The organism is Nocardioides fonticola, assembly GCF_039536805.1.
Taxonomy (GTDB): Bacteria; Actinomycetota; Actinomycetes; order Propionibacteriales; family Nocardioidaceae; genus Nocardioides; species Nocardioides fonticola.
Genome location: NZ_BAAAZH010000023.1, coordinates 18,696 through 38,277, shown reverse-complemented (window position 1 = coordinate 38,277; position 19,582 = coordinate 18,696). Strand labels below are relative to the sequence as shown.

At 72.9% G+C, this 19,582-nt stretch carries 28 protein-coding genes; 18 read left to right on the top strand and 10 right to left on the bottom strand.

The genetic code is table 11. The annotated features are described in order from the left end of the window. Positions 1–14 precede the first annotated feature (14 nt). From ABD671_RS14970 to ABD671_RS14935, 8 genes are all read left to right on the top strand, one after another. Positions 15–317, top strand: coding sequence for a hypothetical protein (locus ABD671_RS14970; RefSeq protein ID WP_344734222.1), 303 nt, complete (start codon positions 15–17; stop codon positions 315–317). Next, positions 314–676 (top strand): hypothetical protein, encoded by a 363-nt coding sequence (locus tag ABD671_RS14965; RefSeq protein WP_344734221.1) that lies wholly within the window; start codon positions 314–316, stop codon positions 674–676. Before ABD671_RS14970 ends, ABD671_RS14965 begins: the two co-directional genes overlap by 4 nt. Further along, a complete protein-coding gene (locus ABD671_RS14960; protein ID WP_344734220.1) occupies positions 673–1,041 on the top strand; it encodes a hypothetical protein in 369 nt (122 codons plus the stop codon). Before ABD671_RS14965 ends, ABD671_RS14960 begins: the two co-directional genes overlap by 4 nt. Then, the gene (locus ABD671_RS14955; protein ID WP_344733622.1) at positions 1,038–1,211 is read left to right on the top strand and encodes a hypothetical protein; all 174 of its coding nucleotides are present in this window, start codon (positions 1,038–1,040) and stop codon (positions 1,209–1,211) included. Before ABD671_RS14960 ends, ABD671_RS14955 begins: the two co-directional genes overlap by 4 nt. Beyond that, complete coding sequence (locus ABD671_RS14950) at positions 1,208–2,038, top strand: tyrosine-type recombinase/integrase (RefSeq protein WP_344734219.1); 831 nt, start codon at positions 1,208–1,210, stop codon at positions 2,036–2,038. Before ABD671_RS14955 ends, ABD671_RS14950 begins: the two co-directional genes overlap by 4 nt. Next, complete coding sequence (locus ABD671_RS14945; protein ID WP_344734218.1) at positions 2,035–2,328, top strand: hypothetical protein; 294 nt, start codon at positions 2,035–2,037, stop codon at positions 2,326–2,328. The genes ABD671_RS14950 and ABD671_RS14945 overlap by 4 nt, the downstream gene beginning before the upstream one ends. Before the next feature lie 240 nt (positions 2,329–2,568). Further along, a complete protein-coding gene (locus tag ABD671_RS14940) occupies positions 2,569–3,084 on the top strand; it encodes an ImmA/IrrE family metallo-endopeptidase (RefSeq protein WP_344734217.1) in 516 nt (171 codons plus the stop codon). Positions 3,085–3,149: 65 nt separating this feature from the next. Further along, entirely contained in the window at positions 3,150–3,551 is a 402-nt protein-coding gene (locus ABD671_RS14935; protein ID WP_344734216.1) for a hypothetical protein, read from the top strand. A 7-nt stretch (positions 3,552–3,558) separates the two neighbouring features. Here ABD671_RS14935 and ABD671_RS14930 read toward each other — a convergent pair whose 3' ends face one another. The 3 genes from ABD671_RS14930 to ABD671_RS14920 all read right to left on the bottom strand — a co-directional run bounded on the left by ABD671_RS14930 (position 3,559) and on the right by ABD671_RS14920 (position 5,139). Beyond that, on the bottom strand, positions 3,559–3,867 hold the full coding sequence (locus ABD671_RS14930; protein ID WP_344734215.1) for a DUF2510 domain-containing protein: 309 nt from the start codon (positions 3,865–3,867) through the stop codon (positions 3,559–3,561). 18 nt (positions 3,868–3,885) lie between these two features. Continuing rightward, positions 3,886–4,686 (bottom strand): tyrosine-type recombinase/integrase, encoded by an 801-nt coding sequence (locus ABD671_RS14925; RefSeq protein WP_344734214.1) that lies wholly within the window; start codon positions 4,684–4,686, stop codon positions 3,886–3,888. A gap of 153 nt (positions 4,687–4,839) precedes the next feature. Next, a complete protein-coding gene (locus ABD671_RS14920) occupies positions 4,840–5,139 on the bottom strand; it encodes a hypothetical protein (RefSeq protein WP_344734213.1) in 300 nt (99 codons plus the stop codon). A gap of 91 nt (positions 5,140–5,230) precedes the next feature. On the opposite strand from ABD671_RS14920, the gene ABD671_RS14915 reads away from it, so the two are divergent. Continuing rightward, positions 5,231–5,446, top strand: a complete 216-nt coding sequence (locus ABD671_RS14915; RefSeq protein WP_344734212.1) for a hypothetical protein — start codon at positions 5,231–5,233, stop codon at positions 5,444–5,446. Between the two features lie 125 nt (positions 5,447–5,571). On the opposite strand, the gene erpA is transcribed toward ABD671_RS14915, so the two are convergent. Together erpA and ABD671_RS14905 are read right to left on the bottom strand one after the other, a co-directional pair. Continuing rightward, on the bottom strand, positions 5,572–5,934 hold the full coding sequence (gene erpA / locus ABD671_RS14910) for an iron-sulfur cluster insertion protein ErpA (RefSeq protein ID WP_344734211.1): 363 nt from the start codon (positions 5,932–5,934) through the stop codon (positions 5,572–5,574). Between the two features lie 129 nt (positions 5,935–6,063). After that, positions 6,064–7,149 (bottom strand): glycerate kinase family protein, encoded by a 1,086-nt coding sequence (locus ABD671_RS14905; RefSeq protein WP_344734210.1) that lies wholly within the window; start codon positions 7,147–7,149, stop codon positions 6,064–6,066. Between the two features lie 34 nt (positions 7,150–7,183). Here ABD671_RS14905 and ABD671_RS14900 point away from each other — a divergent pair, with 34 nt between their 5' ends. Together ABD671_RS14900 and nadA are read left to right on the top strand one after the other, a co-directional pair. Further along, complete coding sequence (locus tag ABD671_RS14900) at positions 7,184–8,053, top strand: GNAT family N-acetyltransferase (protein WP_344734209.1); 870 nt, start codon at positions 7,184–7,186, stop codon at positions 8,051–8,053. Between the two features lie 44 nt (positions 8,054–8,097). Beyond that, positions 8,098–9,282: a quinolinate synthase NadA gene (gene nadA / locus ABD671_RS14895; protein ID WP_344734208.1), complete on the top strand. Its 1,185-nt coding sequence runs from the start codon at positions 8,098–8,100 to the stop codon at positions 9,280–9,282. Between the two features lie 30 nt (positions 9,283–9,312). Here the strand turns inward: nadA and ABD671_RS14890 are convergent, their stop codons facing one another. Next, complete coding sequence (locus ABD671_RS14890; RefSeq protein ID WP_344734207.1) at positions 9,313–10,539, bottom strand: sensor histidine kinase; 1,227 nt, start codon at positions 10,537–10,539, stop codon at positions 9,313–9,315. 92 nt (positions 10,540–10,631) lie between these two features. Next, entirely contained in the window at positions 10,632–11,558 is a 927-nt protein-coding gene (gene htpX, locus ABD671_RS14885; protein WP_344734206.1) for a zinc metalloprotease HtpX, read from the bottom strand. Positions 11,559–11,704: 146 nt separating this feature from the next. Between htpX and ABD671_RS14880 the strand changes: the two genes are divergently transcribed. Further along, complete coding sequence (locus tag ABD671_RS14880) at positions 11,705–12,295, top strand: DUF3043 domain-containing protein (RefSeq protein ID WP_344734205.1); 591 nt, start codon at positions 11,705–11,707, stop codon at positions 12,293–12,295. A gap of 22 nt (positions 12,296–12,317) precedes the next feature. Here the strand turns inward: ABD671_RS14880 and ABD671_RS14875 are convergent, their stop codons facing one another. Then, positions 12,318–13,331: an aldo/keto reductase family protein gene (locus tag ABD671_RS14875; protein ID WP_344734204.1), complete on the bottom strand. Its 1,014-nt coding sequence runs from the start codon at positions 13,329–13,331 to the stop codon at positions 12,318–12,320. A gap of 62 nt (positions 13,332–13,393) precedes the next feature. Between ABD671_RS14875 and ABD671_RS14870 the strand changes: the two genes are divergently transcribed. Genes ABD671_RS14870 through ABD671_RS14860 form a run of 3 tightly spaced genes read left to right on the top strand, consistent with a single transcriptional unit; the run spans position 13,394 to position 15,046 of the window. Continuing rightward, the gene (locus ABD671_RS14870) at positions 13,394–13,984 is read left to right on the top strand and encodes a GNAT family N-acetyltransferase (protein ID WP_344734203.1); all 591 of its coding nucleotides are present in this window, start codon (positions 13,394–13,396) and stop codon (positions 13,982–13,984) included. Positions 13,985–14,042: 58 nt separating this feature from the next. Beyond that, a complete protein-coding gene (locus ABD671_RS14865; protein ID WP_344734202.1) occupies positions 14,043–14,741 on the top strand; it encodes an AzlC family ABC transporter permease in 699 nt (232 codons plus the stop codon). Further along, complete coding sequence (locus tag ABD671_RS14860; RefSeq protein WP_344734201.1) at positions 14,738–15,046, top strand: AzlD domain-containing protein; 309 nt, start codon at positions 14,738–14,740, stop codon at positions 15,044–15,046. Before ABD671_RS14865 ends, ABD671_RS14860 begins: the two co-directional genes overlap by 4 nt. 81 nt (positions 15,047–15,127) lie before the next feature. On the opposite strand, the gene ABD671_RS14855 is transcribed toward ABD671_RS14860, so the two are convergent. Then, positions 15,128–16,819 carry a M4 family metallopeptidase gene (locus tag ABD671_RS14855; protein WP_344734200.1) on the bottom strand — a complete coding sequence of 564 codons (1,692 nt, stop codon included), beginning with the start codon at positions 16,817–16,819 and terminating at the stop codon, positions 15,128–15,130. A gap of 187 nt (positions 16,820–17,006) precedes the next feature. Beyond that, complete coding sequence (gene dapB / locus ABD671_RS14850) at positions 17,007–17,780, bottom strand: 4-hydroxy-tetrahydrodipicolinate reductase (RefSeq protein WP_344734199.1); 774 nt, start codon at positions 17,778–17,780, stop codon at positions 17,007–17,009. A gap of 71 nt (positions 17,781–17,851) precedes the next feature. Here dapB and ABD671_RS14845 point away from each other — a divergent pair, with 71 nt between their 5' ends. Genes ABD671_RS14845 through ABD671_RS14835 form a run of 3 tightly spaced genes read left to right on the top strand, consistent with a single transcriptional unit; the run spans position 17,852 to position 19,564 of the window. After that, entirely contained in the window at positions 17,852–18,367 is a 516-nt protein-coding gene (locus ABD671_RS14845) for a class I SAM-dependent methyltransferase (RefSeq protein WP_344734198.1), read from the top strand. A 55-nt stretch (positions 18,368–18,422) separates the two neighbouring features. Then, positions 18,423–19,016, top strand: a complete 594-nt coding sequence (locus ABD671_RS14840) for a transposase (RefSeq protein ID WP_344734197.1) — start codon at positions 18,423–18,425, stop codon at positions 19,014–19,016. Further along, the gene (locus ABD671_RS14835) at positions 19,013–19,564 is read left to right on the top strand and encodes a hypothetical protein (RefSeq protein ID WP_344734196.1); all 552 of its coding nucleotides are present in this window, start codon (positions 19,013–19,015) and stop codon (positions 19,562–19,564) included. Before ABD671_RS14840 ends, ABD671_RS14835 begins: the two co-directional genes overlap by 4 nt. Positions 19,565–19,582: the final 18 nt, after the last annotated feature.

The following is a 19,582-nucleotide window of genomic DNA, read 5'->3' as shown; positions in this document are numbered from 1 at the left end:
ATGCGCACCTCACCGTGACGGCCGGACACACCCTCGGCCGCGACCTGTTCGCCTCGACCGCGATCGCTTCCCGCCAGGTCGTCCTCGCCCCGCATCTGCGCGACGGCACCGTCGCCGTCACCCCCACCGCCTGGCTGATCGGCACCGCCCCGATCCCCGACATCGAGTTCGCCGGCCTGCGGGCCCGCCACCTGGTCCGCCAGGGCATGGCCGACATCCTGGCCTGGCTCGGCGAGGACGTCGGACCGCCACCGATCCAGTCCGGCCGCGGCCAGGAGCTCCTCGACCGCCTCCACGCCGCCGCAGGTGCACCGTGACCACCGCCCGCGACGTCGCCGCCGAGCTCCGCGACCTGGCCGAGCACCTCGCACCCGACCTCGCGCTCGAGCTGTACCGACTCCAGGACCTCGAACGCGACCACCAGGCCGCCGTCCAGGAGATCTCCAACCTGCGCCGCGCGCTCCACGAGTCCACCGTCATGGTCGGCGAGCTCCGCCAGCGCACCGTCCGCGCCGAGACCCAGCTCTCCGAGCTCGGCGCCGAAGAGATCCGCCGCGCCCGCGCCCACGCCTTCATGCACGGCACCGGCGTCGTCCGCATCACCAGCCGCGGCCGCGGCCAGTTCGCCACCCTGGCCATCCACCCCGACGACGTCACCATCCGGACCCGGCCATGACCGCCCCCGACCCGCGCCTCCTTCCCGCCCCGCCGATCGCGCGATCGCGCTGCGAGGGATGCCGCCGCGACATCGTCTGGGCCATCACCGTCGCCGGCCCCAACGGCCGCGGCGGCAAGCTCATGCCGCTCGACCCGCTCGAGGACCTCGCCGGCAACGTCGCCGTCACCCCCACCCCCGGCGGCCGGCTCACCGCGCGAGTACTCCACGCCGACGAGCAGGTCGACCGCCCCATCGAGTACTCCGCCATGACCCACTTCGCCACCTGCCCCGCACGCAGCAAGCCCGCGATCCCCGCCCAGATCATCGACCTCCAGGAGGCCCGGCAGCGACGCCGACGCCGCCCCGTCAGGAGCGGCCGGTGAGCATCTGCCGCCACCGCCTCGGCGCCGCCTCGATGCTCACCAGCTGCCTCCAAGCCATCGGTGGCTGCAGGTGCGCCCGCGAGATCCACGCCGAGCTGCTCGACCAGCAGGCCGCCGCCGGCGCACTCGCCGCAGCGGCCACCGTCGACCCCCAGGATGACCAGCCGTGACCCTCGACCACATCGCCCAGGCCTACCTCGACTGGTGCGAGAGCGAACGCGTGCCCGCGAACACCGTGCGCCGACGCCGCTCCGTCCTACGCGCCGTCCCCCGCCCCGGCACCATCAGCCGCCTCGAGATGGAGGCCTGGTGGCGCAGCCGCGACACCTTCCCCGACGGACGGCCACGCGCCGACTCCTCCCGCGCCAACGAGCTCGCCGTCCTCCGCTCGTTCTACCGCTGGTGCTCGATCTGGGAGCACCGCACCGATGACCCCACCGCCCGCCTCCTCGCCCCCACCGTCCCCTCCTCGGTGCCCCGGCCCGCCGCACGCACCGAGCTCGACCGGATCCGCGAGCACGTCGCCGACAAGCCCGAGCTCCGCCGCGCCGTCATCCTCGGCGCCTACTGCGGCCTGCGGGTCTCCGAAGCCGCCCGAGCGACCTGGGGCGACGTCGACCTCGAGTTCTGCGTCCTCACCGTGGTGGGGAAGGGCCGCAAGCGACGCCGCGTGAGGGTGCAGCGCACCCTCCTCGACGAGCTCCTCCCCCCAGACACCACCCGCCCCAGCGCAGCGGTCAACATCGTCACCGCCGACGTCGTCCCGCTCGAGCCCGACGCGCTACGCCAGCGCGCGAACCGTGCCTTCCGCGCCGCCGGCGTCGACATCACCTTCCACCAGCTCCGCCACCGCTACGGCACCCTCGCCTTCCAAGCCACCCGCGACCTCGTCGCCGTCCGCGACGCCATGGGCCACGCCTCGATCTCCACCACCGCCGGCTACGCCGCAGCCGCCACCGAGGTCCAGGACACCATCGCTGCGGCGGTCCTCGGATGAGCGTCCGACCTCGCTGGGACCAGCTGGTCTACCGGCCCAACGAGATCGCCGACCAGGTCGACGACGTCGACGACCTCGACGACGCCGCCGCGGCCGCGGCCCTGCACGAGCACGCACTCGACCAGATCCGCCGCACCGAGCTCCAGCTCATGAACCCACCCACCGACCCCGGCCTACGCGCCCGCCTCGAGCGGGACCTCACGGCCTGGCGCCGCGTCGCCGCCGACCACGCCGGCACCGCGGCCGCCGACCACTTCGAAGCCGGCGCCGGCGACCGCACCCTGTTCTAGGTGCCGCACCGCGCTACTCCCCCCAACTCGATGTGACATCCGCTCGAAAATCCTTCGCGCAGATGTCACATCGTGGCGCCAAAAAGCGGTCCGACCCCGCCTCCCAACGGCCCACGCAGCCCCGACCAGACCGCACAACGTTGCGCGCGGCGCTTGAGCGTCACCTCGGCCCATAGCGCTACCCTTCGAGTGGAAGGCCTCGCCGAGACAGCCCCCTCAGTCGGCGAGAGGAGGAACACCATGCTGGTCAAGGACAAGGCGCGGGCACACGCCGCGCGAGTACTGCAGCAGACCTGGTCTGCCGGATTCCCGGTCGACCCCGAGCGCATCGCCTCGCAGATGCCCAACATGGAAGTCCAGCGCCTGCCCCTCGAAAAGGGCATCTCCGGCATGCTCCGGGTCGAGCCGGACTACGCGATCATCTACGTCAACTCCGCCGACTCACCCGAGCGCCAGCGCTTCACCATCGCGCACGAGCTCGGCCACTACATCGAGCGCACCGACCGCGGCCAGGACGACTTCAACGTCATCGACTACCGCTCGGACAAGCAGCCCTACGACCTCCACGAGTTCTACGCCGACGAGTTCGCCGGCCACCTCCTCATGCCCACCGAGGAGTTCCTCCGCATGGTGCACCGCGGCGACCCGGTCGCTCTCGTCGCGAAGTACTTCGGCGTCAGCGTGCCCGCCGTGCGGCAGCGCTACCAGCGCATCCGCATGATGGCCGAGGCCGAGCCGCCCCCGCCGCCCGAATGAGCGACGACGACACCTGGGTCACACCCGAGGAACCGGAGCCCGAGCCCGAGTTCGACGAGTACCCCATGGTCCAGGCCCAGCTCTTCGACGACGACGCCTGGTTCGAGGAGATCTCCAACGAGAGCCGTCGCGTTTTCGAGACCCTCGCTGTCGCCTCAGCTGACGACCTCTTCAAGCAGCCCGCGGACGTCTCCGACGAGACCGTCGACGCGAAGGTCAAGATGGCCCAGCAGCGCGAGGAACAGGCCCACGGCTTCCGTCAACGGTTCTTCAACACCGTCACCCGAACCCTCTGGGTCGCTCTCAGCTCATCAGTCGTCCTGCTGGCGCTCTACATGATCTCGGAGTGGCACGAGGTCTCCCCCACCGTGATGGTCGCCTACTTCAGCGCCGTCGTCGTCAACGTCCTCGGCCTGGCCTTCATCGTCGCCCGCTACGTGTTCCACGACCCCAGCACCGACAGCTGAGGGACCTCTAGCCGAGCACGGCGATCCACGCCGCCAGAACCAGGACCGCCATCAGCACGATCGTCAGCCCCGAGCTGGTCTTGCCCGGCCGGGTGGCGATGACCAAGCCGGACACGATGCCGAGGGGCGGAAGAACCAGCGCCAGCGCGATGCCGAGGTCGACGCCGAAGAAGTCGATCGACCGCGCCGTGGTGCCGTCGCCGGACGACTGCTGACTCGCGCGCCGCTGTTCTCCCCAGGAGTCACCCGACCACCAGCGCTCGAAGGAGGGATCGTCGGGATCGGCATAGAAGCCGGGCGGGGGCTGCTCGGTCACAGCCCCACACCCTAGACCTCAGGCGCCCGGGCGCAAGGTCTCGATCGCCTCCCGCAGCTGGTAGTCGGACATCTTGGTGTAGATGCTGATCGTGTTGAGCTGGGAGTGACGCATGAGCGCCTGGACGGCGCGCGCGTGCACGCCGTTGCGCACCAGGTTGGTCGCGAAGGTGTGCCTGCAGCGGTGGTAGCCGCCGTCGATACCCAGGCCACGGAACAGCTTCCCGACGTGCATCGAGACGGTGTCCGGCTTCATGGGTTGCCCCTCGGTCGCACCAGGGAACCAGTAGCGGTCCCGCGGCATCGTCTGCGCGACCTCCCACAGCTCCGGCATGCACGGCAGGATGCTGGCCTTCCGGCCCTTCCCGACGACCCGGATCCGTTCCTTGGTGATGTCGGCGCCGTGGAACTTCGCGGTCTCGTGGGCCCGCAGTCCCGCGTAGAGCCCCAGCATGATCATCGTGAGGACCGGGCCCCGGGCGACCGACAGCACGAGCTTCTGCTCGTCGGGCTCGAGGGGCCACGGTTCGGCCTCCGGCTGCCGCGGCCGGCGGATCATCCTCATCGGGTCGCCGGTGATCGCGCCGGTCGCTCGGAGCCAGGCGACCAGGTCGTTGAGGTGGTTGTAGTACGTCAGGCGGGTCCAGTCCGCGGTGTCGCGGGCGAGGAACTCCTGGATGTTCTCCGCGGTGAAGCCGGTCAGCGACCATTCGCGCAGACGTGAGCGGGCGAAGGTGGAGCGGGCCTCGATGGTGCGAGGCGACGCGCCCCAGGATCCCATCCAGGTGGCGTAGGCAGCGACGGTGCGTTCGTGGTTCATGACGGCAGAGGCCTCCGTTGTGTCCGAGGGGAGGGGGGCTGGCTGGGTGCCGCTCGGTACCGAGTGGGGTATGGGTATCGGCGGGGTGGACAGTGCTACGCCTCAGGTCCGACCCGAGTAAAGAACCCCGCCTAGGTGACCTAGACCACTCGATCAGGCCGTTTCGTCGAGGGTGTAGTCGTCGAATCGGTCCAGGATCCGGGTCACCCGACGCCCCGCCGGCGAGATCGACATCACGCAGTACAGGCCGACGAGCACGCGGCCAGCGCGCGGCGCCCAACGCCGCCGGAACGCCTCGCACGCCTCGTCGAGCTCGCGGCCGACAGCGAGCACCGCGTCGACGTCGACGAACGTCGGACGCTCCAACGCAGCCAGCGCCGAGGCCGCGTCCACACGCTTCGCGTACAGCTCGACCAGGCGCTCGGCGTCGCGCAGCTGCTCGCTGTCCATCATGCGGCCACCGCCACGGTGCGGACAGTCCGGTCATCGGGATACCGACCGGTATCCGTAGGCGTACCCGCCGGTAGTGCCTAGCGTCGGCCTCATGACGACCAACGCCGCTCGTCTCGTCTACGACGAGCTGTCCTCACCGCTGCAGATGCACGACGACTGCGAGGCGGTCGCCCGCAGCTTCCCGCTCATCGCCGCAGCGCCCTCGCTGCAGTACGCCGACTTCCCGCAGGACGTCGCCAAGCCCGAGATCACCATCACCGACGCAGCCCGGCGCATCGCCGACGCGCTCCAGCTGCACCTCGACTGACGCGGGCGGCCCTGCGGCCGCGCCGCTCCCGCGATCACGCATCGCGCCTCACCCGCCACGACACGAGGGCCCCGGACACCAGCGGTGTCCGGGGCCCTCGTGCGTTCAGTCGATGCGGTGCGCGATCAGTGGAACGAGTCGCCGCAGGCGCAGGAGCCGGTGGCGTTCGGGTTGTCGATCGTGAAGCCCTGCTTCTCGATCGAGTCGACGAAGTCGATCATCGCGCCGTTGAGGTACGGAACGCTCATGCGGTCGACGACGACGGCGACGCCGTCGAAGTCGGTGACGACGTCACCGTCGAGGGTGCGCTCGTCGAAGAAGAGCTGGTAGCGCAGACCCGAGCAACCGCCCGGCTGCACGGAGATGCGCAGCTGGAGGTCGTCACGACCCTCCTGCTCCAGCAGGCTCTTCACCTTGGCGGCCGCGACCGGGCTGAGGTTGATGCTGTCGCTGCGACGCTCGGGGGTGATCTCGACCTGCTCGGTCATGTGGTGCTCCCAACGATTGTGATGGCGGGTGTCCCGTTCACGGGCTACGTCTGAGTCAATGGTAGGTCACGCTCACCTATTCCCGCCCCGTGACGGGGACGACGCCGTCCCCGGGCCCGCCGGGCCGGCTCAGCGCGACCAGGTGCGCGCGACCCGTGCGGCGAGCTCGGCCAGCGACCCCGCCGGATCGGCGAGCGAGCGCTCCTCTCCCACCAGGTCGACGGTCGCGTAGGCCGACTCCACGCCCAGCGCGCGCATCTCCCGCGCACCGACCAGCACCCGCCCGGCCAGCGCGATGCACGGCCGCAGGGCCTGCTCGGCGGTGGCGGCGACGCCGTAGGGCACCTTGCCGGCGCGGCTGGAGAAGTCGAAGGCTCCCTCGCCGGTGACGACCAGGTCGGCGGCCCGTGCCCGCGCGGCCAGGTCGACGGCGGCGGCGACGAGCTCGATGCCCGGCTCCCGGCGCCCGCCGAGCAGCAGGACGGCGTGACCCAGCCCGCCGGCCGCGCCGGCGCCCTTCTCGAGCGAGAGGCGCCGGTCGGTCAGCTCGGCCCAGCGCTCGAGGACGCCGTCGATCGCCGGCAGCTCGTCCTCGGCGAGCCCCTTCTGGGGCCCGAAGGTCTTCGTCGCCCCGAAGAGACCGGTCAGCGGGGAGTCGACGTCGGAGGCCGCGACGAGCTCGATGCCCGCGAGGGCCGCTCGCGCCGGCGCGAGATCGACGCTGCCGAGCCCGGCCAGCCCGTCGGGGCCGGCGTCCAGGGGGCGGTCGCCCGTGGCGCCGAGGGCCGCGAGGAGACCGGCACCGCCGTCGTTGGTGCCCGAGCCGCCGAGTCCGACGACGATGCGGCGGGCGCCGGCGTCCCGGGCCCGCAGGAGCAGGTCGCCGACGCCGCGGGTGGTGGCGGCGCGCGCGGCGCGGCCGCCGGTGAGGTGCAGGCCGCACGCCTGGGCGCTCTCGACGTAGGCCGTCCCGTCATGCAGCAGGACCGCCGCCGGCACCTCCTCGCCGAGCGGCCCGGCGACGGTCGCGGCCAGGAGGTGTCCGCCGTGCGCGGCATGCAGGACGTCGACGAAGCCCGGGCCGCCGTCGGACATCGGAGCGAGGTCGAGGACGTCGTCGGGTGCGTGCCGACGCCAGCCGGTCGCGATCGCCTCGGCGGCCTCGACGGCCGTCAGGGTGCCGGCGAACTTGTCCGGCGCCACCATAACCCGCATGCGCGCAGCCTAGAGCCCGGCCTAGGGTGCGGGCGTGCGCATCAGGGCGATGACCACCGACGACATCGAGGCGGCGCTGGCGGTGCGGGCGCCGGCCTTCGACGGACTGCCGGACGATCCGCCCGCGCCACCCCCGGAGGCCCGGCCGCGTGCCGCCGACTGGTGGCAGACCCGCACCCGGCACCTCATCGAGACGGGCGAGGGGGCGTGCGTCGTCGCCGAGGACGACCGCGAGGACGACGGCGGGGCGGGCGGGGTGATCGGCTTCGCGACCTCCCTGCAGCGCGACGACCTGTGGTGCCTGGCGACGTTCGCGGTGCTGCCCGACCGCCACGGCGCCGGGATCGGGCGCGCGCTGCTGGACGCCGTCGACCCCGGCGGCCGGGCGATGCTGTCCTCCTCGGTGCACCCGGGCGCGATGCGCACCTACCACCGGCGCGGGTTCCGGTTGACGCCGATGATGCGGCTCGAGGGCACCCTCGACCGGCGCGGCCTGCCCGCGGTCACCGGCGTCCGGGAGGGCAGCCCTGCGGACCTCGACCTCCTCGACGCGGTGGACCGGCGGGTGCGGGGGGCCGCCCGCAGGATCGACCACCGGCTCATGCTGGACGCCGGGCACCGGCTGCTGGTGGTCGACTCCGGCACCCGTGCCGGCTACGCCTCGATCGACGGCGACGCGCTCGAGGTGCTCGCCGCCACCGACGAGGACACCGCCGCCGATCTCATGCGCACCGTGCTCGCCGAGGGACCCGGGAGCGCCTGGGTGCCGCACGTGTCGGGAGCCAACAGCTGGGCCGTCGCGGTCGGACTGGACGCCGGCCTGCTGCCGCGGACGACCGGCTACCTGGCCACCCGGGGAATGGCGCCGCCGGTGCCGTACGTTCACCACGGCAGCCTGCTCTGAGCACCGATGCCGGAGCGACCCACGGTGAGGAATACGATCCGCCCATGACCGTCGATCTCCCGCTGCTGCCGCTCGGTCGCGGCGTCGACCTCGGCGCCGAGCGCGGCGTCGAGTGCCCCGGCGACCTGCCCGCCGCCTCCGACCCCGACCTGGTCGCCCGTGCGCAGGCCGCGAAGGCCGCCCTCGGCGAGCGGGTGTTCGTGCTGGGCCACCACTACCAGCGCGACGAGGTCATCGCGTTCGCCGACGTCACCGGCGACTCCTTCAAGCTCGCCCGCGACGCGGCGGCCCGCCCCGACGCCGAGTTCATCGTCTTCTGCGGCGTCCACTTCATGGCCGAGTCCGCCGACATCCTCACCGGGCCCGGCCAGCAGGTCGTGCTGCCCGATCTGGCCGCCGGCTGCTCGATGGCCGACATGGCGCGCCTGACCCAGGTCGAGGACGCCTGGGACGCCCTGGTCGAGGCCGGCATCGCCGACGCCGTCGTCCCGGTCACCTACATGAACTCCAGCGCCGACATCAAGGCGTTCTGCGGCCGCAACGGCGGCGTCGTGTGCACCTCCAGCAACGCCGAGGTCGCCCTGGAGTGGGCCTTCGAGCAGAAGCAGCACCTCGCCGGCGGCGGCAAGGTGCTCTTCCTGCCCGACCAGCACCTGGGCCGCAACACCGCCGTGCTCCAGCTCGGGCTCTCCCTCGACGACTGCGTCGTGTGGAACCCGCACAAGCCGAACGGCGGCCTCACCGCCCAGCAGCTGCGCGACGCGAAGATGATCCTGTGGAAGGGCCACTGCTCGGTGCACGGCCGCTTCTCCGCCGAGGTCGTCGACGAGCTGCGCGCCACCATCCCCGGCGTCCGGATCCTCGTGCACCCCGAGTGCAAGCACGAGGTGGTCACCAAGGCCGACCTCGTGGGCTCCACGGAGTTCATCATCCGCACGATCGAGGCGGCCGAGCCCGGCTCCTCCTGGGCCATCGGCACCGAGCTGAACCTCGTCAAGCGGTTGGCCGACGCCCACCCCGACAAGCACATCAGCTTCCTCGACCGCACCGTCTGCTTCTGCTCGACGATGAACCGCATCGACCTGCCCCACCTGGTGTGGGCGCTGGAGTCGCTCGTCGCGGGCGAGGTGGTCAACCGCATCGAGGTCGACGCCGAGACCGAGAAGTGGGCGCTGGTGGCCCTCCAGCGGATGCTCGACCTGCCGGGGCGGATCGCCCCGCCGGCCTGACCGGCGCCACCCTCCTACCGTCGGGAGCCCTCAGGCGGACGCCGGGAAGTCCAGGCGCACGGTCGTGCCGCCGCCGGGGGTCTCCTGGATGGAGACGTGCCCGCCGTGGCTGTCCATGATGCGGCGCACCGTCGCCAGGCCGATGCCGGAGCCCGGGAGATGCTTGTGCACCCGCACGAGCGGCTCGAAGACCCGCTCGCGGTGCTCGGGAGCGATGCCGAGGCCGTGGTCGACCACCTCGACCGACGGCCCCCGCGGGGCCTCGACGGCGCGCACCGCGATGTCGGGGCGCTCCCCCGGTCGCACGTAGGTGGCCGCGTTGACGATGAGGTTCTGCAGCACCGACCGCAGCAGGGCGGCGTCGCCGCGCACCGTGGGCAGCGGACCGATCGTCAGGTCGGCGTCGCGCAGCTGGGCGTCGAGATCCTGTCGCACCTCCTGCACGAGGAGGTCGAGGTCGACGTCCCGGTCGTCGCGGACGCCGCCGACCCGCGCGAAGTCGAGCAGATCGTCGACGAGCCCCTGCATCCGGCCGAGGCTCGCGCGGGCCCGCTCGACCAGGAACGGCAGATCCTCCGGCAGCGCTCCCCCGGGCGGTAGCGCGTCGAGCTCCTCGCCGATCATCGACAGCGAGAGGTCCATGCCGGTCATCGGGTTGCGCAGGTCGTGACTCACCTGGCCGGCGAACGCCTGGAGCTGGGAGTTCGAGCGTTCCAGCTCGGTGCGGGTGCGCTCGAGCTCCTCGATGGTCTGGCTGAGCTCCCGGGTGCGCAGCTCGAGTTCGAGGACGTCGACCACGCGGTCGGCCAGCTGGCCGAGCGCGGTCTCCTGCTCGCGGCTCAGCGTGCGGGGCTCCTCGGCGAAGACGCACAGGGTGCCGATGACGACGCCGTCCGGCGTGCGCAGCTGGTGGCTGGCGTAGAACCGCACGAGCCCGATCTCGCCGGTCACGAAGGGGTTGTCCCGGAAGCGGGCGTCGACGCGGGCATCGGAGACGATGACGGGCCGCGACTCCTGGATGGCCACGTTGCACATGGAGTCCTCGCGGGCACAGACGGCCGCGTCGAACCCGGCGGTCGCCACCTGGTGCTGCTCGTCGGCCGTGATCAGGTTGATCGCGGCCATCGGCACCTCGGCCAACTGCGCGGCGATCGCGACGATGGCGAGGAGGTCGGTGCGCGGCGGGTCGACGAGGACCCGGTAGCGGTCGATCTCGAGGGTGCGGATCCGATCCAGATCTGCCTCGACGGCCGTCATCGAGCCCTCCCTTCCCGTGCGTGGCGCCTCGCTGGCAGGACGACGCTACCGGTACTGCGACACCTCGTCAGGAGCTCCCCGTACCTCGGCGCTCAGCCCGCCCGTCCCCGCAGATCGGCCTCGATGCGGGCGAGCTGCTCGAGCCGCTGCTCGAGGGTCGGGTGGGTGGAGGTCAGCGTGCGCAGGTCGACGCCCTTGATGGCCGGCGCGATGAAGAAGGCGTTCATCGGCTGCGACGCCCGCAGCTCCTGGTCGGGGACGACGTTCATGCGACCGGAGATCTTCTGCAGGGCCGACCCGAGGGCCTGGGGACGGCCGGTGAGGTAGGCGCCCGACCGGTCGGCGCTGAGCTCGCGGTAGCGCGAGAGGAGCTTGACCAGCAGGAACGTGACCGCGTAGGTGACCATGCTGACGAGCAGCACGGCGAGCCAGATCGGCAGGCCGGAGTTGTTGTCGCGGCGTCCGCCGCCGAACCAGGCGCCGAACTGCGCGCCCTGGGAGAGCATGCCGGCGACGATGCCCGCCGAGGACGCCGCCGTCATCACCAGGACGTCGCGGTGCGCGACGTGGGAGAGCTCGTGGGCCAGCACGCCCTCGAGCTCCTCGGCGGTGAGGATCTGCAGGATGCCGGTGGTCACGACGACCGCGGAGCGCTGCGGGGAGCGGCCGGTCGCGAACGCGTTGGGCACGTTGGTGTCGGCGACCCCAACCCGCGGCTTGGGCATGTCGGCGGCGGCGCAGAGCCGGTCGATCATCGCGTGCAGCTCGGGCGCCTGCTGCGGGGTGACCTCGCGGGCGCGCATCGCACGCATGGCGACGGAGTCCGAGGAGTACCACTGGTAGAAGGCGATGCCGAGACCCGCGGCACCGGCCAGCAGGGCGAGGGAGCCCATGCCGGCGCTGGCCAGGATGCTCATCACCACGGTGATGAGCGCGACGAAGGCGGCACCGAGGAGGAAGATCACGAGGGTCATGCGGGCGGTGAGTCCGGCATCCGCCACGAAGCGCGTGCGAGCCATGGCGTCATTCTCGCGGATGCGGCCAAGGGTCGGCTGAGCGCCTCCTGTGGGCCTCCCAGGAGCTGTCCGGGGATCGGCTCCCCGGTAGTCTGGCGATGCCCGTCACCGAGCGGGCGCCTCCCGTCGTCCGACCCTGAGAGACCCGCGTGTTCCGTCGCAGCAGCAAGTCCGAGTCCGGCGCCACCGCCACCGCGAACCCGCCCAAGCCGGGCGGCAAGGGACGCCCCACGCCGACCCGCAAGGAGGCCGAGGCGGCGGCCCGCGCGAAGGCCCGCGTGCCGCGCACCCGCAAGGAGCAGATCGCGGCCGACCGGGCGCGCCGGGCCGAGCAGACCCGGACCATGCGCGAGGCGCTCAAGACCGGCGACGAGCGGCACCTGCCGGCCCGCGACCGGGGGCCGGTGCGCCGCTTCGTGCGCGACTTCGTCGACGTGCGGTTCTCCTTCGTCGAGCTGGTGATCCCGATCCTGCTCGTCACGCTCGTGCTCACCTACTCCGGCAGCGCCCGGCTGGCCGCCTTCGGCTCGACCGTGCTGCTCGGTGCGACCCTGCTGATCGTCGTCGACATGCTGGTGCTGCGCTTCCGGCTGCGCCGCGAGCTCACCCGGCGCTTCCCCGACAAGCCGCTCAAGGGCACCACGTACTACGCCATCACGCGCTCGCTCCAGATGAAGTTCATGCGCCTGCCCAAGCCCCAGGTGAAGCTCGGGCAGGCGCTGCCCGAGGACTACCGCTGACGCGGAGCCCTCGAGGCGCCGGCTACCGGCCTGCGAACTCGCTGCGCCGCGGCGACTGCGTCTTCGCGGGGTCGCGCTCGACGATCGGGTCGACGATCTCGTCGATCGCGGTCATCAGGTCGGCGTCCAACCGCACCCCGGCGGCCTTGACGTTCTCGGTGACCTGATCGGGGCGCGAGGCGCCGATGATCGCCGAGGAGACGTTCGGGTTCTGCAGGGTCCAGGCGACGGCGAGCTGGGCGAGGCTGAGCCCCGCCTGGTCGGCCAGCGGCGCCAGCTGCTCGACGCGGGTGAGGACGTCGTCCTTCAGCCAGCGGCTGATCATCTGGTCGCCGCCCTTGGTGTCGGTGGCGCGCGAGCCCTCGGGATGGGGCTGACCGGGGCGGTACTTGCCGGTGAGCACGCCCTGGGCGATGGGCGACCACACGATCTGCCCGAGGCCGAGCTCCTCGCACGTGGGCACGACCTCGGCCTCGATCACCCGCCACAGCAGGTTGTACTGCGGCTGGTTCGAGATCAGCGGGATGCGCAGCTCGCGGGCCAGCGCGTGCGCGGCGCGGATCTCCTCGGCCCTCCATTCCGAGACGCCGATGTAGAGGGCCTTGCCCGAGCGGACGACGTCGGCGAAGGCCTCCATCGTCTCCTCCAGCGGCGTCTCGTGGTCGTAGCGGTGGGCCTGGTAGAGGTCGACGTAGTCGGTGCCGAGGCGTCGCAGCGAGGCGTCGATCGACTCCATGATGTGCTTGCGCGAGAGGCCGTGGTCGTTGTGCTTGCCCGGGCCGGTGGGCCAGAAGACCTTGGTGAAGATCTCCAGTCCCTCCCGGCGCTCTCCGGCGAGCGCCTTGCCGAGCACGGTCTCGGCGGCGGTGTTGGCGTAGACGTCGGCGGTGTCGAAGGTCGTGATGCCCTCCTCGAGGGCGCGCTGCACGCATGCGACGGCGGCGTCCTCCTCGACCTGCGAGCCGTGGGTGAGCCAGTTGCCGTAGGAGACGGCCGAGATCTTCAGGCCGCTCCTACCCAGGTTGCGGATCTCCATGACCCCGACCCTAGAGGGACGCCCCAGCGGCACGCCCCGACCCGAGCGGGCAGGATGGGGCTATGAGCCCGACCCCTGCCGATCGCAGCGCCGACCGCGGCGCCGACCGCGGCGCCGACCATTCCGTCCGGGTCGCCTGGGCCGACGACGCCGCGGCGGTGGCGACCCTGCAGCTGCGCACCTGGCCCGAGCTGTACGCCGGCCTCGTGCCGGCCGAGGAGTTCCCCTCCGGACCCGCGGCCGAGGAGCAGGCGGCAGCCGCGTGGCGCGAGCTCCTCATCCGGCCCCGCGACGCCCGGCAGCGCACGCTGGTCGCCCTCGACCGCAACCGGGTCGTCGGCTTCGCGATGACCGCGCCCGCGAGCGATCCCGACTGCGATCCGGTGGCCGACGCGGAGGTCATGGAGTTCACCATCGGTGCTCCCGACCGCGGACGCGGCCACGGGTCGCGGCTGCTCCAGGCCGCTGCCGACACCCTCGCCGCCGACCGGTTCACCCGCGCGGTCACCTGGGTGGTCAGCGAGGACGACGCGCTGCGCGCCTTCCTCACCGCAGCCGGCTGGGCCCCCGACGGCGCGCATCGCGAACTCGACCTCGACGGGTCGGGACGCGTGCGGGTGAAGCAGGTGCGGCTGCACACCGCGCTCGCATGAGCATGGTCGGCTGGGTGACGGGCTCGTCGGCGGGCGCGGAGGCGGGCCCGGTGGCCGGATGAGCGACCCGGCCGCCACGGCGTCGGAGGTCGAGCGCCGCGCCGTGGTCCGCGACAGCCTGGGAGTCGGCGTGGCCACCGGCCTCTACGGCGTCTCCTTCGGCGCCGTCGCGACGGCCGCGGGACTGTCGGTCGCCCAGACCTGCGCGCTCTCCCTGCTGATGTTCACCGGCGCCTCGCAGTTCGCGCTGGTGAGCGTGCTCTCCGGCGGCGGCGGGGCGGTCGCCGCGGCCGCCGCCGCGCTGCTCCTCGGCGTCCGCAACACGCTGTACGGCGTCCGGCTGACGACGCTGCTGGGATGGCGCGGCCGGCGTCGTGCGCTGGCCGCGCACCTCGTCATCGACGAGTCGACGGCGATGGCGGTGACCCGTACCTCCACCGCGACGGCGAGGCTCGGGTTCCTCGTGACGGGCGGCACGATCTTCCTGCTCTGGAACCTCTTCACGCTGCTGGGCGCGGTGGCGGGCGCGACGATCGGCGATCCGCGCAGCTACGGGCTCGACGCCGCGGTCGGCGGGGCGTTCCTCGCGCTGCTGTGGCCGCGCCTGGACAGCGCCGGCCACCGGGTGCTCGCGATCGTGGCCGCGGCGGTCGCTCTCGGGCTCGTGCCGCTCGCACCGGCCGGCGTCCCGGTGCTGGCGGCGGGCGGCGTCGCCCTGCTCGCCGGCCTGCTGCGTGAGGGGAGGTCGGCGCCGTGAGCGGGGCCTGGACCGCGGTGCTCCTCGGCGGCGTCGGCTGCTACCTGCTCAAGCTGGCCGGCCTGTCGGTGCCGGCCTCCGTGCTGGAGCGTACGACGGTGCGGCGGATGGCCGACCGGCTGCCGGTGGCGCTCCTGGCGGCGCTGGTGGCCGTGCAGGTGCTCGGCGAGGGCCATCGGGTGGTGCTCGACGCCCGGGCGGCCGGTCTCGCGACGGCCGTGGTGCTGCTGCTCGCCCGGGTGCCGTTCCTGTTCGTGGTCATCGGGGCGGGCGCCACCGCCGCCGTGCTGCGGGCAGTGGGCTGACGACGGCCCGGTACCGACCCGACGCCGACCCGACCGGATCTCCCGGCCGGATCGGCGTCGGACCTGCGTGCCCGCGGACGGTCAGTTGACCCCGACCGCGCTCCACGCCGCGGCGACGGTCGCCGCCTGCGACGACGTCGCGCCGTAGAGGTCGGTGGCGGCCTTGACGGTGGCGGTGCGCGCACCGGAGTAGGTGGTGCTCGAGGTCATGTAGACCGTCAGCGCGCGGAACCAGATGCGCTGGGCGGCGTCGCGACCGATGCCCGTGACCGTGGAGCCGTTGCAGGTCGGGGAGTCGTGGGCGATGCCGTTGATCGTCTTCGGACCCGATCCCTCGGCCAGCAGGTAGAAGAAGTGGTTGCCCACCCCCGAGGAGTAGTGGACGTCGAGGTTCTTGGTGTTCGTGGAGTAGCAGTTGGGCGACTTGCCGTCGGCGATCGGGTTGTCCATGCGCCGGAAGCCGGCGTGCTTGGCCTTGTCGAACTGCTCCCCGATCAGGTAGTCGCCGGGGTCGGCGGTGTTGGCCGCGAAGAACTCGACCATCGTGCCGAAGATGTCGGACGTCGCCTCGTTGAGGCCGCCCGACTCCCCGCTGTAGGCCAGGGCGGCGGTGTTCTCGGTGACGCCGTGCGACATCTCGTGACCCGCCACGTCGAGGGAGACGAGCGGACCGTAGGTGGTGCCGTCGCCGTCGCCGTAGGTCATCTTGGTGCCGTCCCAGAACGCGTTGACGTAGTTCTTGCCGTAGTGCACCCGGTTCCACGACCCCTTGCCGGTGCCGAAGATGCCGGCCCTGCCGTGCACCTGCTGGTAGTAGTCCCACGTCTCGTTGGTGCCGTACTGGGCGTCGACGGCCGCCGAGGCCCGGTTGGCGGTCGTCCCGTCGCCGAAGACCGAGGAGGTGCTGGTGACCAGCGTGCCGGCCCGGCACCCGAGGCCGAGGGCGCTGCACAGCGCGCCGTCGCTCTGGTTGTTGGTGTCGTTGGTGTACGTGCCGCCGCGGGTGGCGTCCTTGAGCTGGTAGGTGCTGCCCGAGAGCGTGACCTGGAGCGGCACGGTGCCGGAGTAGAGGGAGCGGCCCGAGCCGTCGGCGGTCTCGATGTGCTCCTCGCGGCGCAGGACGGCGCCGGTGCGGGCATCGACGTAGGTCGCCAGGCGGCTGGGGGTGCCGTCGGCGCGGCGACCGGCCGTATCGACCTGCCACGCCAGCCGCGGCGCGTGGCCGATCGCGTCGACGACGAGCGTGGGCGAGCCCGTGATGCGCAGCCGGGCGATGTCGCGCAGCGCGCTCGCGGGGGCGAGGGCGCGGGCGCGGGCCGCGGCCGCCCCGATGCGCGGGGTGACGGCGAGGGTGAGGGTGCGCTCGAGGGTCTGGCTGACGCCGGCGAGGTCGCCGGCCGGGGTCTCGTGGACGACGACGTCGCCGCCGAGCACCGGCAGGCCCCGGTAGGTGCGGGTCAGCCGCACGTGCTCGGCGCCGTCGGTGTCGCGGAGCGCCGTGGCGGCCCGGAAGGCGGTGCCCGCGCCGACGCGGCCGGCGACCGGGTGGGCGCGCAGCAGCCGGGCGGCGTCACGGCCGAGGCGCTGCACGACGGCGGGCCGGGTGAGCTCGCGCACCTGGACGCGCGGTGCCGGGTCGGCGGGCCGCTCCAGGGCCGGGCGGGGCGTCGCGTCGGCCGCGGTGGGGCCCAGAGCGGCTTGGCCGGCCAGGCCGGTGGCCGCCAGCGCGAGGCCGGCCGCGAGAGCGCGCGTGCGGGTGGTGCTCGGATTCATCGTCTCCCTCTCCGCCTGCCGCCTGGGGTGACGGCGGGCTGGGTGAACCCTGGCGGTCGGGGCCGGCCGAGGGAACCACCGCAGCAGGACAACTTCTCGCATCTGCACGAAATCGCAGTCGCGGACGGCTCCCGCCGTCCCCGTCCGGACCCGGGCGGGGACGGCGCCGAGCTGAGGTCAGCCGAGGTCAGCCGAGGTCGAGGAAGGACTCGAGTCCGACGGTGAGACCGGGGTATCCGGGGATCCGGCGGACGCCGGTCAGCACGCCGGGCGCGAAGGAGGCGCGGTCGAGGGAGTCGTGGCGGATGGTGAGGGTCTCCCCCGGTCCGCCGAGCACGACCTCCTGGTGCGCCACCAGCCCGCGGATGCGCAGGGCGTGCACCGGGATGCCGTCGACGAGGGCGCCCCGCGCCCCCGCGAGGCTGCTGGCCGACGAGGTGGCGTCGGGCAGGGGCGCCGACCCGGCCTCGCGGCGGGCGCTGGCGACGAGCTCGGCGGTGCGCCGTGCGGTGCCCGACGGGGCGTCGGCCTTGGTGGGGTGGTGCAGCTCGACGATCTCGACCGACTCGTAGAAGGGGGCGGCGAGGGCGGCGAAGCGCATCATCAAGATGGCGCCGATGGAGAAGTTCGGGGCGATCAGCACCCCGACGCCCGGCGCGTCGGCCAGCTGGTCGCGCAGCTGCGCGAGGCGGTCGTCGTCGAACCCGGTGGTGCCGACGACCGCGTGGATGCCGTGCTCGATGCAGAACCGCAGGTTGTCCATGACGACGTCGGGGTGGGTGAAGTCGACGACGACCGACGCGCCGGCCTCGACGAGGGCCGCGCGATCGTCGCCGGCGTCGACCGCTCCGGCCAGGACGAGGTCGTCGGCCTGCTCGATCGCCCGGACGATCTCGCTGCCCACCTTCCCCCGTGCGCCGAGGACGCCGACCCGCTGCGCTGACCCGTCGTGGTGTGTCACGCGCGACAACCTACAAGCCCTCGGGCGGGCCCTCACGATCCACCGGCCCGGTTTCTGGCAGGCTTGTCCCCATGGTGCTGCAGACGATCCCGGCTCGGATCCGCTGGTCCGTCGACCTCATGGACGTCCAGCCCGATGATCACGTCCTGGAGATCGGGTGCGGACCGGGCGCCGGCGCCGAGCTGATCTGCAGCCGGTTGGAGACCGGCAAGCTGTTCGCGATCGACCGCTCGGAGTCCGGCGTCGACCGCACCAAGCGCCGCTGCCAGCGCTTCGTGGACGCCGGTCGGCTGACCGTGCGCCAGATCGATCTGGCCACCCTGCGGGTGCCGGTGAAGCGGCTGACGAAGGTCTACGCCTTCAACGTCAACCTCTTCTGGGTGCGCGACTGCGCCGATGAGATCGCGCTCCTGCACGAGCGGCTGATGCCGGGCGGCAAGGTCTTCCTCTTCTACGAGGCCACCCGCCCCGAGGACGTTCCCCAGATGATCGAGCGGACGTCGGCCGCGCTCGCCCAGGGCGGTTTCCGGACCCAGGTCGTGCAGCGCAAGGTGCCCGCATGCGTCGGCGTCATCGGCACTCGATAAGGGAATAACCTTCAGTTCGATTGATGAAGGCGAGAGCCTTCAGTAGGCTGGCACCATGCCCGTCGCCGTCCTGACCCTCGACCAGCGGGGATCGCGCACGGGTCCCGATCTCGTGCCCGACCTGCTCGAGCGCCTCGCCGGCCTGCCGGCGCTGGCGGGCTTCCAGCGCACCGCCGGCGACGAGGTGCAGGGCGTCCTGGACTCCCCCGAGGCCCTCGCGGACGCCGTGGGGATGCTCGTGCGCAGCGGCGGCTGGAACGTCGGGATCGGCATCGGTGCGATCGACGACGTCCCGACCGAGGCCCGGGCCGGTCGCGGGCCGGCGTACCTGCACGCCCGCACGGCGGTGACCGGCGCGAAGACCAGCCCCTGGCGGCTGCGGGTGGTGGGCGAGATCCCCGAGGCGCGGGCGCTGGAGTCGACGGCCTGGCTGTGGGCGGCGGTGCTCCACCGCCGCACCGAGCGCGGCTGGGAGGTCGCCGATCTCTCGGCCACGGGCCTCAGCTACGCCGAGATCGGCGAGCGGCTGGCGATCAGCCAGTCGGCGGTCAGCCAGCGCGCCCAGGCGGCCGGCATCGTCGAGGAGCGCCGGGCCCGCGAACTGCTGACCTGGCTGGCCCGCACGGCGCTCGGCGCGGAGCCCGCATGAGCCCCACCGCCTGGGGGGTCGCCTCCCTCACCGCCCTCGGCGCCGGACTGGTCGCCGGGGTGCTCGCGTGGCGCGCCCCGCGGCGCCTCGGCGGCGTCGTCCTCGGGCTCGTGGCCGCGGCCGGGGGCATCGCTGCCGTCGCCCCTGAGATCGGCCTCCCCGACCCCTGGCTGCGCGCCCTGCTCGTCACCGTCGCCGCCGGCTGCGCCGTCAGCGGTGGCGGCCCGCTGACGACGCTGGTCTTCGACAGCGTCGACCGGCGCGAACCGGGCGACCGCCTCCGCGACGCCGGCCAGGTGCTGCGTGGCGGCGCGTGGATCGGCGGCCTCGAGCGCCTCGCGGTCTTCGCGACCCTCGTGGCCGGCTGGCCCGAGGGGCTGGCGGTGGTGCTGGCGGTCAAGGGCCTGGGCCGCTACCCCGAGCTGCGCGCGGCCGAGGAGGGGGCGCGCACCGGCGCCGCCGAGCGCTTCATCATCGGCACGCTCGTGAGCGTGCTGTGGGCCGCGGCCTGCGCCGGGGTCGTCGTCCTGGTGCTCGGCACGGCCTGACCCGCCCCGACGCCCGGG

What these genes read in the sequence shown, in the direction of transcription:
- ABD671_RS14960 (WP_344734220.1), top strand. Translation starts at nt 673, where the DNA reads ATGACCGCCCCCGACCCGCGCCTCCTTCCCGCCCCGCCGATCGCGCGA.
- ABD671_RS14945 (WP_344734218.1), top strand. Translation starts at nt 2,035, where the DNA reads ATGAGCGTCCGACCTCGCTGGGACCAGCTGGTCTACCGGCCCAACGAG.
- ABD671_RS14940 (WP_344734217.1), top strand. Translation starts at nt 2,569, where the DNA reads ATGCTGGTCAAGGACAAGGCGCGGGCACACGCCGCGCGAGTACTGCAG.
- ABD671_RS14935 (WP_344734216.1), top strand. Translation starts at nt 3,150, where the DNA reads ATGGTCCAGGCCCAGCTCTTCGACGACGACGCCTGGTTCGAGGAGATC.
- ABD671_RS14925 (WP_344734214.1), bottom strand. Translation starts at nt 4,686, where the DNA reads ATGAACCACGAACGCACCGTCGCTGCCTACGCCACCTGGATGGGATCC.
- ABD671_RS14920 (WP_344734213.1), bottom strand. Translation starts at nt 5,139, where the DNA reads ATGATGGACAGCGAGCAGCTGCGCGACGCCGAGCGCCTGGTCGAGCTG.
- ABD671_RS14915 (WP_344734212.1), top strand. Translation starts at nt 5,231, where the DNA reads ATGACGACCAACGCCGCTCGTCTCGTCTACGACGAGCTGTCCTCACCG.
- erpA (WP_344734211.1), bottom strand. Translation starts at nt 5,934, where the DNA reads ATGACCGAGCAGGTCGAGATCACCCCCGAGCGTCGCAGCGACAGCATC.
- ABD671_RS14905 (WP_344734210.1), bottom strand. Translation starts at nt 7,149, where the DNA reads ATGCGGGTTATGGTGGCGCCGGACAAGTTCGCCGGCACCCTGACGGCC.
- nadA (WP_344734208.1), top strand. Translation starts at nt 8,098, where the DNA reads ATGACCGTCGATCTCCCGCTGCTGCCGCTCGGTCGCGGCGTCGACCTC.
- ABD671_RS14890 (WP_344734207.1), bottom strand. Translation starts at nt 10,539, where the DNA reads ATGACGGCCGTCGAGGCAGATCTGGATCGGATCCGCACCCTCGAGATC.
- htpX (WP_344734206.1), bottom strand. Translation starts at nt 11,558, where the DNA reads ATGGCTCGCACGCGCTTCGTGGCGGATGCCGGACTCACCGCCCGCATG.
- ABD671_RS14875 (WP_344734204.1), bottom strand. Translation starts at nt 13,331, where the DNA reads ATGGAGATCCGCAACCTGGGTAGGAGCGGCCTGAAGATCTCGGCCGTC.
- ABD671_RS14870 (WP_344734203.1), top strand. Translation starts at nt 13,394, where the DNA reads ATGAGCCCGACCCCTGCCGATCGCAGCGCCGACCGCGGCGCCGACCGC.
- ABD671_RS14865 (WP_344734202.1), top strand. Translation starts at nt 14,043, where the DNA reads ATGAGCGACCCGGCCGCCACGGCGTCGGAGGTCGAGCGCCGCGCCGTG.
- ABD671_RS14855 (WP_344734200.1), bottom strand. Translation starts at nt 16,819, where the DNA reads ATGAATCCGAGCACCACCCGCACGCGCGCTCTCGCGGCCGGCCTCGCG.
- ABD671_RS14845 (WP_344734198.1), top strand. Translation starts at nt 17,852, where the DNA reads ATGGTGCTGCAGACGATCCCGGCTCGGATCCGCTGGTCCGTCGACCTC.
- ABD671_RS14840 (WP_344734197.1), top strand. Translation starts at nt 18,423, where the DNA reads ATGCCCGTCGCCGTCCTGACCCTCGACCAGCGGGGATCGCGCACGGGT.
- ABD671_RS14835 (WP_344734196.1), top strand. Translation starts at nt 19,013, where the DNA reads ATGAGCCCCACCGCCTGGGGGGTCGCCTCCCTCACCGCCCTCGGCGCC.